Origin of the sequence: Paracoccus binzhouensis (assembly GCF_016446475.1) — a bacterium.
Lineage (GTDB): Bacteria > Pseudomonadota > Alphaproteobacteria > Rhodobacterales > Rhodobacteraceae > Paracoccus > Paracoccus binzhouensis.
Map to the genome: position 1 here is coordinate 60,412 of NZ_JAEHFP010000010.1, position 13,436 is coordinate 73,847.

The 13,436-nt window shown below is 64.8% G+C and carries 5 protein-coding genes; 3 read left to right on the forward strand and 2 right to left on the reverse strand.

Annotation, left to right across the window (positions count from 1 at the left end):
• Nucleotides 1-2: 2 nt before the first annotated feature.
• The gene (locus tag I9P22_RS04975) at nt 3-3,506 is read right to left on the reverse strand and encodes a helicase-related protein (protein WP_199258252.1); all 3,504 of its coding nucleotides are present in this window, start codon (nt 3,504-3,506) and stop codon (nt 3-5) included.
• A 25-nt stretch (nt 3,507-3,531) separates the two neighbouring features.
• The gene (locus I9P22_RS04980) at nt 3,532-4,395 is read right to left on the reverse strand and encodes a WYL domain-containing protein (RefSeq protein WP_332909004.1); all 864 of its coding nucleotides are present in this window, start codon (nt 4,393-4,395) and stop codon (nt 3,532-3,534) included.
• Nucleotides 4,396-4,631: 236 nt separating this feature from the next.
• Between I9P22_RS04980 and I9P22_RS04985 the strand changes: the two genes are divergently transcribed.
• From I9P22_RS04985 to I9P22_RS04995, 3 genes are read left to right on the forward strand one after another with little or no spacing between them, the layout of a single operon-like run.
• Entirely contained in the window at nt 4,632-7,286 is a 2,655-nt protein-coding gene (locus I9P22_RS04985; protein WP_199258253.1) for a PD-(D/E)XK nuclease family protein, read from the forward strand.
• Between the two features lie 8 nt (nt 7,287-7,294).
• Nucleotides 7,295-10,678, forward strand: a complete 3,384-nt coding sequence (locus tag I9P22_RS04990) for a UvrD-helicase domain-containing protein (RefSeq protein ID WP_199258254.1) — start codon at nt 7,295-7,297, stop codon at nt 10,676-10,678.
• 14 nt (nt 10,679-10,692) lie between these two features.
• Nucleotides 10,693-13,368 (forward strand): DEAD/DEAH box helicase, encoded by a 2,676-nt coding sequence (locus I9P22_RS04995; protein WP_199258255.1) that lies wholly within the window; start codon nt 10,693-10,695, stop codon nt 13,366-13,368.
• Nucleotides 13,369-13,436: the final 68 nt, after the last annotated feature.

Genomic DNA, 13,436 nt, shown 5'->3' on the forward strand with positions numbered 1-13,436 from the left:
CTTCACCTCGGTGCTGCGGCGCGAGCTAGGAGGCTCGTTAGGTTGAACTGGATGGCGGTGACATCGAATTTCGGCTCATTATCCTGCAGCGGGCCGTGGATGTAGCGGGGCTCCCGCGCGAAGCCGTTTTCGACGTGAACGACGGCCAGGATGAACTTCTCCGGCTCGTGTAGTGAAGTGATGATCTCCTGCCGCGTGAGCATCACGGTGTCCGCGCCGTCGATGCGTCCTTTGACCTCGATAAAGCGCAGGTGCCCCGATTTCGGATCGTGCGACGCGATATCGTAGCCAATTTTTTGTGCGGAGACGTCGACAGGAACATGCCCGAGCGCGCGTTCTGCGGCCATGACCGCTTCCATCGCGGCGAGTTCGATCGCGCGCCGCGCCGCCGGATCTTCGGCGAAGCGATTGGGTACGGTTGGTGATTGACGTGCGACAAGAAGACCTCGCGGAATGACCACCATCCCGCCACGCACACGGGGTGGCTGCGAAGTGATGAACCGCTCCTGTTGCAGCTGGTCCATTCGGCGCTTCTGGCGCTCGGCCAGTTCCTCGGCGCGTCGCTGGGCATTTTGCCAGCTCAGCCGTGCCTTTTTGCCGGCCTTCTCCTCCTCCTTCAGTTCGAAGGCCCGGGAATCCCAGTAATTGATTTCCTTCTTAAGCCGGGCGCGAACCTCCTGTTCGACTTTGTCGATTTCCGGAAGCCGGCGAGCTTTGATCTCCGCGATATGCCCCTGTGCCAGCTCCACGGTGGCGAAGCGGATGGCTATCTTCTCCAGCTCACTCGTCAGCCAATCCTCATTGAGCAGGTCGCGGACAGCGTCGATCTCTTCGGTAGTTGCGGGGCGAAGGTTGAGATGCGGCGCGATACCAGCGTTGACCGCGTCGCCCGCCTGGTCGATCGCGGCGAACTGGAGGCGTTGTGAGATCACATGCGGTTTGCCGCCACTCGTCATTCGTCCATCCTGAACCGCATGCTCCAGCAGGAAGATCGCCGAGAGGCTATCGCCCGGGTCAGTGTCATCGACCAGGATCGCGCCTTGCCGCATGATCTGCTCATACTGTTCCCGGATCAGGCTGATCACCGCTTCCAGCAGCGGGTGCCCAGGACAGATGAAGGCCGCAACCGGTTGCTGGTTGATCAGGCTCTTTTCAAAGCAGATCCGCTCATACTGCTTTTGGATCGGCGCGCCGGTGCCGATCTGCCGATCGCGTTCGCGGATACGCACCGGTACATGAGTGATTTCCCAGCGCCCTTCCTCACGGCGCTTGAGGCGGCCGCCGAGATGCTGGAATGCCTCGACGAAGAAACTCTGGATATGATGCGGCTGAAGGCGCAGTGCTTCGGCCCGTTCCATCTCGAGCCGCAGCTCCTCGACTTTGGCTTCGGGCATGGTGTCGTTGGTCAGGGCCCGCCGCCGGAGCAGCTCAAGCAGGTGCGTCTGGTCGACCGCGCCATCGACCTGCTGCAAAAGGCGAGACTTCACCTCGTCCTGCTCGCCATACTGAATCGCCTGGAACAGAAGGTCCTTGAGCGCGGTGCCTTCGAACAGTTCACCGAGCACGTCATAGACGCGCCCACCCAGGGCCTCGCGCGCAGCCTCCAGCTTTTCGAGGAGGCGGGCATAGACTTCGCCCTCGCGCGTGTCACCTGCGACCAGGTTCCAGAGATGGCAAACCTCCGTCTGGCCGATGCGATGGATGCGGCCGAAGCGTTGTTCAATCTTGTTGGGATTCCAGGGTAGGTCGTAATTGACCATCAGATGTCCGCGCTGAAGGTTGACGCCTTCACCGGCGGCATCGTTCGCGATCAGCACAAGCAGGTCCTTGTCCTGCATGAAGCGTTCGACCACCTTGCGGCGTTCCTCGCGTGATACGCCGCCGTGGATCACATCGACCGCTTCGGGGTTGCCAAGACGCGCGCGCACCTTTTCGAGCAGGTAGTTCAGGGTGTCCTTCGGTTCGGTGAAGATGATCAGCTTTCGGCGGTTCTTGGCCGAGTCGATCATCAAATCATCGTCGAGGATGCGGTTGAGCTGGCTCCATTTCGTGTCCACGCCGGAACGCAGCACGCCAAGCGCCATGGCTTCGAGGCTTTTCAGCGTCTCGACCTCAAGAGCGAGCTGCTCCACAGTCTCGGCGGTCGTCGCACCGGTGGAGATCAGGTCCTCGAGCTCGTCGATTTCCTCCTGCCCATATTCCTCGATGTTGCGCAGGATGTCGGCATTGACCGCCCGCTCGTCGAAGCCTGCCTGGCGACCCTTCGTAGCAAGGCGCGCCTCGCCGAGCTCGCTTTCCAGACGCTCGCGGCGGCGCTTCAGCGATTGGTAGATTGCGGCTGGCGAAGACGCCAGGCGGCGCTGGAGGATCTGCAAGGCGAAGCCAACATTGTTCCGCTTCTTGCCGTCGCCCTCGGCGAAGCGCTGCACGCGGTTCATCTCGGTCCGCACGTACTCAGTGACCGCCGTATAAAGCGCGGCCTCGCCCTCGGAGAGCTCATACTTGACAGTGTAGGCCCGACGCTCGGGAAACAGCGGCCGGCCATCGAATTTAAGCAGTTCCTCCTTGGTCAGCCGCCGCATCATGTCTTCTGTATCGGCATAATGGACGCCATCGCGGAACCGGCCCTCGAAGCGGTCACCGTCAAGCAGAGCCATGAAGAGCTGGAAGTCCTCTTCCTTGCCGTTGTGCGGTGTCGCCGACATCAGCAGCAGGTGGCGACAGGCCTGGCCGAGCTTCTGGCCGATCTGGTATCTCTTGGTGTATTTGACTTCACCGCCGAAATAGGTGGCCGACATGCGGTGAGCTTCGTCGCAGATGATCAGGTCCCATTCCTGCGCGCTCATGAGCTTGTCCTGGAGCTCTTCATTGCGCGCCAGGACGTCGAGACGCACGATCAGCCGGTTGCGGTCGGAGAACGGATTGCCGGATCGTGACGTCTCGATCATGTCGCGCGTGAGGATGTCGAATTCCAGATTGAACTTCTGGCCGAGCTCGTCCTGCCACTGCTCGACAAGGCTGCCTGGCGCTACGACGAGGCACCGTTCGAGATCGCTGCGCGCGATCAGTTCCTTGATGAGAAGGCCAGCCATGATCGTCTTGCCTGCGCCGGGATCGTCGGCGAGGAGGAAGCGCAGTGGCTGACGGGGCAGCATCTCGCCATAGACGGCCGAAATCTGATGGGGCAGCGGATCGACCAGGCTGGTATGGATCGCGAGATAGGGGTCGAAATAATGTGCAAGCTTGATCCGGTTGGCTTCCGTGACCAGCCGCAGCAATGCGCCGTCGGCATCGAAGGACCAGGGGCGGCCCGTTTTCTCGACTTCGAGCCGGTGTTCGTCGTCTCGATAGAGAATGGATTCGGCAACGGTTCCACTGTGATCGCGGAAGACGACGCTAATGGCTTGGTCGCCGATCCAGTCGACGGAAACAACCTGAACCGGCTGCGCGGATGCAATGCCGCGGACGGACGCGCCGTTCTTGATGTCTTCGAGTCTCGCCCCCATTAGCCGACTTGCCTCCGAAATGCGGTCATAGCTGATATTCCGCCTGTTCCAGCGCTGCTTCGGTTTCCTTCCGGTTCACCGTAACGATGTGCTGTGTGCGAGCACTTTGTTTTGCGGCATCGCCAAGCAGGCCAAGTCGTTTGAGCACATAGAACAGCATTGCGTAGCGGACGGAGAGTGTGCCGTTGCCATGTTCAAACCCATAATCCTTGGCGACAACTTTCTTTTGGCTCTCCGTCAAGTCGGGATGTGGGCCGATGACGACATCAAAGAAATTGTTCCAGAGCCAGTCCTCATCCCCGGAAGCTCCGGGCTTGTCCTTTCGCCCTACATCGAGGATGCGCGGCAGCAGAAAGTCCTTGAACTTGTGCTCAAGATGGCAATACGCCCGCGCGTGCCACCGGAAGCCGTCGTAGCCAAAGGCGTGCGGTGTGATCCTGCGCCATATCGGATCAGGCCGCGACCGGTTCATCGACTGATAATAGATGTCCAGCGAAGCACCTTCGCGGGTGGCATCGAGGACATTCCTTAGAACCTCGATATCGATGTCGCGCTTGGGCGTAAGTGCCACATCGGTGTTTGGCAGCACCGCTATCAGCGAATCATGGGCCGGGACGGTCCCTTCTGCGACAGAGCGGAGCTGGGCAAGGTACACATAAGGGTCAGGATCGAGGAAGCGTAGAACAAACCTCTCGGCCGCGACATAGCGCTTGCCGCGTGTGTCGTACACCATATTGCCCGGCGCGCGTTCTTGGTAGAGGGTCAGATCCTTCGACGCCTGCGGAACAGAAACGCCAAAAAAATCAACAATATCGGCGCGGTTGATCGCACCCTCCCAGAACAGGCGGAACTCGATAAACTCAAGCCGTTGTTCGACTCCCCAGCGCACTTGCAGCCCTCATGCAGTTAGAAACTATACATACCTTGACAAGGCGTGTGTATAGTTCATATATGCATCACGGCGATGATAGTCAATGGCGGGGTGATTGCAATGCGATGCCGATATGTCACCGGGCACCCGAGGGTGGTGGTCAGCCTGAGCTTTAGCGCGGCGGTGAACACCGCCCCCGCATCCGCATCGCCCCAACGGTCGACCGAGAACGCGCCCGGAGATCGAGATCAGCCATGACCAATGCGCATCGATCCACCCTGATCGTTAACGGCCGCCTCGCCATGCGGGAGAGCCGCTTGGCGGCGGGCCGTGATGGTCGCCACGGCGTCCAGATCATGTCCTTCGAGCAGGCCGCCGTCCGGCTGGCGGGCGGCTTCGCCCGCCCTATCGATGACGAGATCCTGCGCGCTTCCATCCAGGCGGCCTTGCCCGCCACGCCGATGGGTGAGCTGGAGAGCATCAAGGCTCTTCCTGGCATGATCGACGCGGCAGCCGACACGCTCCACAAAGCCTGGCGCGGGGGCATCGACCTTGCCGCCCGCGCGGCGGATCATTCGCGTCTCGACGCTATCGCTCGGCTCGAAGCAGCCGTCCTCGACCAGCTTCCGCCCGGCATGATGCGGCCTCTCGACATCGTTGCAGCCGCGACCGCCCGCATTGCTCATGCGCCGGCGGTCCTCGGCCCCATGGAGATCGTCGGCCTTACCGAACTCTCGCCCTGCTGGCGGCCGCTGCTCCAGGCCCTCACCGCCCATATCCCGGTGCGGTGGACGGCCGGCCCGAGAAGCGTTCCGGCATGGCTGGACGGCACGGGCGTCAGGATCACGCGCGCACCGGCGCAGACGCCAGGGATCAGCGCCGTCAGCGCGGCGACCGCCTATCACGAGGCCATCGAGGCGATGCGCTGGGCGCGCAGTCTGCTCGCAACTGGCGTCTCGCCCTCGGAGATCGCCATCGCGACCGCATCGCCCGCCGACTATGACGATCATTTCCTGGCCCTGCGCGCCGACGCCAACATCGACCTGCACTTCGTCCACGGCGTCCGCGCCGTCACTACTCGCGAGGGCCAGGCGGCCGCGGCGCTGGCCGACATCGTGGTTCGCGGCCTGTCGCAGTCGCGGCTGCGCCGTCTCGCGGCGCTCTGCCGGAACAGCGGGCCTTTCGAGACCCTGCCCGAAGGCTGGCTGCGGGTGCTGCCAACCGATGCGCCGCTCTCGACTCCGGGTGCCTGGAACCGCCTGCTGGCCCGGCTGACGCCGGAAGACTGGCCCGACGGCGCCGACCACGTTGCCGCGCTGCGCAGGGTGGTCGAGACTCTGGCCAAAGGACCGGACGCCGCCAGCGAGATCGGAGAAGCTTTCCTCAAGGGCCGCGCGCTGGCGATCTGGCGCAAGGCTCTGCTCGCCGGCCCCGGCGCCTCGATCGACGCCACGTTGGAAACCCTGAAGCAGGACGACGGACTGGAAGCGTGCGTCTGCGTCGCCTGGATGCCCGCCAGCGCGCTCGCGGCGTCGCCCCGCCGCTTCGTGCGGCTCCTCGGGCTCAATTCCTCGCGCTGGCCGCGCGGGATTGCCGAAGACCGGCTGGTCCCGGACCATATCATCCCGACCCCGGTGCTCGACCCGCTGCCGGTCAACCTCGCCGACCGCCGCGACTTCGAGACGATCCTCGCCACGACGGCCGATACCGTCGTTCTCTCCCGCGCCCGGCGCGACAGCGACGGGCGTCTGCTGGGCCGCAGCCCCCTGCTCGCCGGACGTGGCGACGAAACCTATCTGCGCCGCAATGCGACGCCAACGCACGCCTTCAGCGAAACCGACCGCCTCATGGCCCGGCCCGAGGACTTCGCCGCCGATCCGCAAGCGGTCGGTGCGCAGAGCTGCTGGCGCGACTGGCGGCAGGCGGAGATCACCCCCCATGACGGGCTCGTGCGGGCGGATCATCCGCTCGTTCTCGCCATCCTCGGCCGGACCCAGTCTGCCAGCTCGCTGCGCCGCCTGCTGCGCAATCCACTCAGCTTCCTGTGGGTCTATGCCTTCGGATGGCGCGAACCGCAGAGCAGCGCCGAACCGCTCGTGCTCGATGCGCTCGGGATCGGCGATCTCGTCCACATGGTTCTCGATCGCGCCTTGCGCGCCCTCGAAACTGGAGGCGGCCTTGCCTCCGCCGACGCGGGAACCATTGACTCGGCGGTGGCGCAGGCAGCTCAGGCCGTCGCCGCCGATTGGGAGAGCGAGCGTCCGGTTCCGCCGGCCGTCATCTGGGGGCGCACCCTCGACGACGCTCGCGTTATGGCGGGCCGCGCCCTGTCCTATGGCGATGATGTCCTGCCGGGCGCACGTTCCTACGGTGAGGTTCCCTTCGGCGGCTCGGAACCGAAATCTGACGCGGAAACGCCTTGGGATACGACCACGCCGGTCACGATCCCTGACACGGGCTTCAACATCGCCGGCTATATCGACCGACTCGACATCTCGGGCGACGGGAAGCGCGCGCTGGTGCGCGACTACAAGACCGGCCGCCCGCCGCGCGGTGAGATCCGGCTGAACGGCGGACGCGAGCTTCAGCGCTGCCTCTATGCCTTCGCCGTGAAGGCGCTCCTCGGCGACGACGTCGCCATCAGTGCCTCGCTGCTCTATCCGCGTGAGCCCGTCGATCTTCAGCTTGACGATCCCGAGGCCGTGCTGGCGGAGATTACAGGCTATCTGCGCGCTGCAAGGGCAAGTCTCGCCGGCGGCGCCGCCCTGCCTGGCCCGGATACCGGCGGCGACTATGACGATCTGGCCTTCGCCCTGCCGGCCAACGCCAGCGCCACTTATTGCAAACGTAAAATGCCCGCCGCGACGGAGCGGTTTGGTGAAGTCGCTCAGGTCTGGGAGGCGGAATGATGAGCAGCGTGTCCAAAGTGCTGAAGGACGACAGCGCGCGCCGCGATGCGATCAGCCTGCATGATCGCTCGATCCTGGTCGAGGCCGGCGCGGGTTCGGGCAAGACCGCCGTCATGGCCGGCCGCATCGCCGCGATGTTGGCAGAAGGTGTCGCGCCGCGTTCCATCGCCGCCGTCACCTTCACCGAACTCGCCGCGAGCGAGCTGCTGTCGCGTGTCCGGGAGTTCGTCGCCGACCTCTCGACCGGCACGATCGCAACCGAACTGCGCGTGGCGCTGCCCGATGGGCTGAACCAGGCCCATCGCGACAATCTTCTCGCCGCCAGCGCCGCGATCGACGAGATCACCTGCTCGACCATCCACGGCTTCTGCCAGCGCCTCATTAAGCCCTATCCGGCAGAGGCCGACATTGATCCCGGCGCCGGCGTCATGGATCGCAACCAGGCCGATCTCACTTTCCTCGAGATTGTTGATGGCTGGCTGCGCGAACGCCTGTCCGGCGGCCAGGGCGGCATCCTGGCCGAGATGGTGCTGCACAGCCCCGCCGAAACCGTGGCGCTCATCCATAAGATCGCCGAGAATTTGCGCCGCCGCCCCACGCTCGCGGCCCCGCCCGTCTCCCCGCTTGACGGCCACCTGACGGCGTTCCGGCAGGCCGCCGCGGATTTCGCTGGCTTCATGGATGGTGTGGTGGCGGCCGAGCCGGAAACGGTGATGATCGTCGAGCGGCTGGCCGAAATGGCGACTGCCTTGGCGAACGGTCCCGATCCCGCGACGCCTGCGGGCCTCGTCCGCCTCCTGACCGCGCGGCCCCACCCGGAGCTTTGCAAGAAGGATGGCGCTTTTTACACCTACCGCAAGAAGGGGAAGTGGGCTGCCGCGGCCAAGCAGGCGGGTCTCTCCAAGGCTGACGGCGACCGGCTGAACGCCGCCGCCGAGACCCACTATACCACCTGCTGCGACGCCTGGGTTGGGTTGACGCAGGCCGCCTCCAGCCATGCCTTGGCGGCGCTGATCGACGAAGCGCGCCCGATCCTGCAACGCTATCGCGAGCACAAGCGCGCCAGTGCCCAGCTCGATTTCGACGATTTGATTTTCGCCGCGCGCGACTTGCTGCGCGACCATGATGCCGTGCGCCGTGCTCTGGGACAGCGTTTCGCCCATGTCCTCGTCGACGAGTTCCAGGACACCGATCCCCTCCAGACCGAAATCTTCTGGCGGTTGTGCGGCGAGCCGGTCGATGGCGATGCCGACTGGACCCGGTTCCAAATCCGGCCAGGTGCGCTTTTCCTGGTCGGCGACCCCAAGCAGGCGATCTATCGCTTCCGGGGCGCCGATGTCGGCGCCTATGTGCAGGCGCGCGACGCCTTCCGCGCCCAGGACCCCGGCAGCCTCCTGTCGATCTCCACGAACTTCCGCTCCTGCGCCTCGATCCTCACCTTCGTCAACGAGCGCTTCGAGGCCGTGCTCTCGGCCGATGGCCAGCCGGGCTTCACCGCTCTCGACCCGTTCCATGACGATCGGAGCGGCCTTTGCGTGGCGGCCCTCGATATCGCCGTGGCCGATGAAAACGGCAAGGCCAGCGCCGAACAGCAGCGCGACGCCGAAGCCGACGCCATCGCCGAGCTGTGCGCCCGGCTGATCGAGAGCCACTCCATCATCGACCGTCGAAGTGGCGCGGAGCGCCCCTGCCAGCCGGGCGACATCGCCTTGCTGGCGCCAACCGGCGCCGAGCTGTGGCGCTATGAGGAAGCCCTGGAGCGCCGCGGTATCCCTGTGGCGACCCAAGCCGGAAAGGGACTGTTCCGCCGCCAGGAGATCCAGGACCTGATCGCGCTGACCCGCGTTCTGGCGGATCGCCGTGACACCCTGGCGCTCGGTGCGCTCCTACGCGGGCCTCTGGTCGGCCTCACCGAAGAAGAGCTGCTGGACATCATCTGGGGACTTCCGCGATCGGAGGAACAGCCGGATCGGATTCCGCGCCTGGATCTCAGCATCGACCCTGCCGTCATCGCGCACCCGCTCGCTCGCGACGTCATCGAGCGGCTGCAATCGCTCTCCCGGCGCGGCAACAGCACGACCCCGCACGAGCTGCTCTCGCAAGGCGTGGACGTGTTGCGCGTCCGTCCGCTCCTCTTCGAGCGCCATCGCGGCCAGGCCGAGCGCGCGCTCGCTAATGTCGATCTCTATCTCAGCCTGTCGACCGGCTACGCCGTGCGCGGTTTGCGCGCCTTCGCCGAGGCTATGACAGCGGCGTGGTCCGATGAGGCCCGTGCCGTCGAGGGACGGCCCGACGCGCAGGAGGAAGCGGTCGCGCTCTTCACCATGCATGCGGCCAAGGGACTGGAATGGCCGATCGTCATTCCGGTCAACACCATGACCGGCGTCATGGCGCCCGACAGCGCCGTCATCGACCGCCAGACCGAGACCTTCTATTGCCCGGTCCTCGGCGTCGTGCCCGAGGGCTACGAAACCGCGCGCCAGGCGGAAAAGGAGGAGCTGGACCGCGAACGCATCCGGCTCTGGTATGTCGCGGCCACCCGCGCCCGCGAACTCCTCGTCTTGCCCCGGCTCGACGCCGCACCGTCGAAATCGGCCTGGATCGGTCTCGTCGATCTGTCGCTCGCCGACCTCCCCGTCCTGGACGTCTCTCACCTGCCTGCCGGTCTCACGGCCGCAGGTGCGGGCGCGGGCAACATCCAGACGCGCGTGAGCTTCGCCGCCGAAGCCGAAGCCATCGCGGCCGCGCACACGCGGTTGACCTGGCTCGCGCCCAGCCGTGACGAAAACGCCGCCGGGACCGTGCTGCGGGAAGAAGAAGCCGCGCTCTGGACGGGATCGGCCGACGATCAGCCCCCAGAGTTGGAAGCCGCCGCCCTCGTGCAGGGTGGCCGCGAGCGCGGGCTGATCCTCCACAAGCTTATGGAAGAGGTGCTGACCGGCGAAACTCCAGAATCAGGAGCCGCCCTGACCGAACGGGCTGACGACCTTATCCGCTCCCTCGGCCAGTCTCCGGTCGCCGACCCGGCCACGGGGCTGTCGGCGCAGGAACTGGCGGCCTGTGTGACCCGGACCCTGGCTCTGCCTGACATCGCGACCCTGCGGCCGGATCTTCTCGCCGAATTTCCCGTCTATGCCGCACAGTCTTCCGATGGCGTGGAATCCGCAACGGCCGGGATCGCGGACGCGCTGACTATCGGCGAGAGTGGCCGGCCGATCGTGGTCGTCGACTGGAAGAGCGACGTGAATCCCGATGGTCAGACGCTCGACCACTATCGGGCTCAGGTGCGCGCCTATCTCGACATGACTGGCGCCGAGCGCGGGCTCATCGTTCTGATGACGAGGGGAACGGTGATCGCCGTCTCGCCCTCGCCCCAGACGGTGGCGGCCTGACGGAGGGAGACACGATGGCCACCCGCAAGCGTCCCACCGCCTCCAACCAGGACGATCTCTTCAATCCCGAGGTCGAACTCCTGCTGCCGGCTCGGCTTGCCATTGATGGCAAGGTGCTGGGAAGCCCCGTGCGCCAGTTGGCGGTTCCGGCGCGGCGGGTGCGTTGCCGGCTGCGCCCCTTCGCCGTCCGCCGCGTCAATGGTTACGAAACGACCTTGGAAAACGGCGAGATTCTGAAGATCATCAGCGCCAAGACGGCGACGTCGTTGGAAGCCGATCTCGTTCTTCTCGTGCCCGGCGCAACGGAGCCGGAACGGATCGCCGAAGCACTCGAACTGGGTGAAGGCCGCTGGACGAATGCACCCCCGACCAGCGTCGATACGCTGGATCGTTCCGCGCGCGCCGAGCGTCTGAAGGCTGTCTCCGCTTCCTGGCTCGATGCGATTCATCTGCGCGAGGGACGAGCCGCGGTGAACGGTCAGGCCGCGCAGCCTGGCCTGCGGCGCCCACAGATCGGCGCGCTTCATGCCGCGCTCGCCCACGCGACGCGATCGACGGATCCGGCCACCATCGTCATGCCGACGGGCACGGGCAAGACCGAGACAATGCTGGCGCTCAATGCCAACCAGCGGTTCGAACGCCTGCTGGTGGTGGTGCCTACCGACGCACTGCGCGAGCAGATCGCGGGCAAATTTGAGACCTTCGGCGTCCTGAAACAACAAAAATGCCTCGACGAGACCGCAGCCTTCCCTTTGGTCATGCGGCTTTCGCATATCCCGACCAGCCAGGCCGACGTCGATGAAATCTTCGACAGCGCCAACGTCGTCGTCACCACGATGCAGATTGCTGGCCGGGCGGAAGCCCCGGTTCAGGAGCGGATGGCGGCCCGCGCATCGGCGTTGTTCATCGACGAAGCCCACCATATCGGCGCGCCGACTTGGTCGCGATTCCGAGGCCTCTTCATCGACCGGGACCCGCCGCTGCCGATCGTCCAGTTCACCGCCACCCCCTTCCGCGAGGACGGCCGGCGCGTCGACGGCGAGTTCATCTATACCTACCCGCTCAAGAAGGCGCAGGCCGAGGGCTATTTCAAGCCGATCCGGTTCGAGGCGGTGTTCGGGCTCGACCAGCCCGATGCAGACCTTGCGATCGCCGAGAAGCTCGGCGACGTCCTCCAGGCCGATCTGGAGGCCGGCCTCAATCATCTCGCCATGGCGCGTTGCCAGACGATCGAGCGGGCCAAGGATCTCCACCAGCTCTACAGCACGATGTTCCCCGAGTTCCGTCCGGTCATCGTTCACAGCCAGCAGTCGATCCGCGAGCGCCGCGCGAACCTTGCCGCGCTGCGGCGCTTCGAGAGCCGGATCATCGTGTGCGTCGACATGCTCGGCGAAGGCTTCGATCTCCCGGAACTGAAGATCGCGGGCCTGCACGATCCGCACAAAAGCATCGCCGTCACTATCCAGTTCGTCGGCCGGTTCACCCGGCAGGATCCGCGCCTGGGCGACGCCACCGTCATCGCCAACACCGGCGTGGACGACATCGATCGGTCGCTCGCCAAACTCTATGCCGAGGACGCCGACTGGAACGCCCTGGTCGAGGCGCTCAGCACGGCCAAAATCGACCGGCAGGTTCGGCGCGCCGAGATGTTCAAGGGCTTTGTCGGCGATCTCAGCGACATTCCCTTGCAGACGCTCGAGCCGAAGATGAATGCGGTGGTCTATCGCACGGCTTGCGACGCCTGGGAGCCGCTGCGGGCCGAAGACCTGTACAACCCCGGCGTCTATCTCGGCATGAAGGTCAACCCGCATCAGCGGGTGGCCATCTTCGTCACCCGCTCGGAAGAGCAGGCGGGCTGGACGAGCGCACAGCATGCGACCAACGTCATCTGGGACCTGCATATGATGCACTGGGACCCCGACAAGAGGCTCCTCTACATCAGCAGCTCGGCCAAAGGCCCCTATGACCGCCTGGCGAAGGCTGTCTGCGGTGATACGACACGGCGCGTCGAAGGTGAGGAAGTCTTCCGCAGTCTTCACGGCTTCAATCGCCTCATCCTGCGCAACCTGGGGCTCACGCACCATCAGGGCCGTGGCGTGCGCTATTCGATGTATATGGGCGTGGATGTCGCCGACGGGTTGGATACGGCGAAATCGCAATCCCGTATCAAGAACAACGTCTTTGCGACCGGCTTCCTCGATGGCGTGCCGGCCTCGCGCGGCTGCTCGGCCAAAGGAAAGTTCTGGTCGATCTCCCCGGTCCGCGACCTAACCGACTGGGTCGAGTGGTGCAGCGACATCGGCGCAGCCGTCAACGATCCAGGCATCACCACCGATGGCGTCTTCAAGAGCGCCATGCGCCCCCGCCAGATCAATGAGAGGCCGAGCGTTCCACCCGTCGCAATTCACTGGCCGGAATCTCTGCTGACACAGATCGAGGACCGGATCGAGATCAGCTTCGACGACATTGCCGCACCGTTCGCGGAATGCGACATCGAACTCGTGGACCATGAAGCCACCGGGCCGCTGCGCTTCGCGGTGCGCAGTGATACCCAGTTCGCCGAGTTCGAAATCGTTTTCGCGGAAGGCGGCGCCCGCTATCCGCAACGATCAGGGCCGAAGGCGACGATCAAGGTTGGCGGCAAGGTGAAGACGCTGTCGGAATCCTTTGGCCCCACATTCTCCAAGTAAGTCGCTGATTTCGCTGTCGTAATCGTGATATTTCGCATATAAATCATGGCGTTGACGGCTGCGAGGGG

What these genes read in the sequence shown, in the direction of transcription:
- I9P22_RS04995 (WP_199258255.1), top strand. Translation starts at nt 10,693, where the DNA reads ATGGCCACCCGCAAGCGTCCCACCGCCTCCAACCAGGACGATCTCTTC.
- I9P22_RS04985 (WP_199258253.1), top strand. Translation starts at nt 4,632, where the DNA reads ATGACCAATGCGCATCGATCCACCCTGATCGTTAACGGCCGCCTCGCC.
- I9P22_RS04975 (WP_199258252.1), bottom strand. Translation starts at nt 3,506, where the DNA reads ATGGGGGCGAGACTCGAAGACATCAAGAACGGCGCGTCCGTCCGCGGC.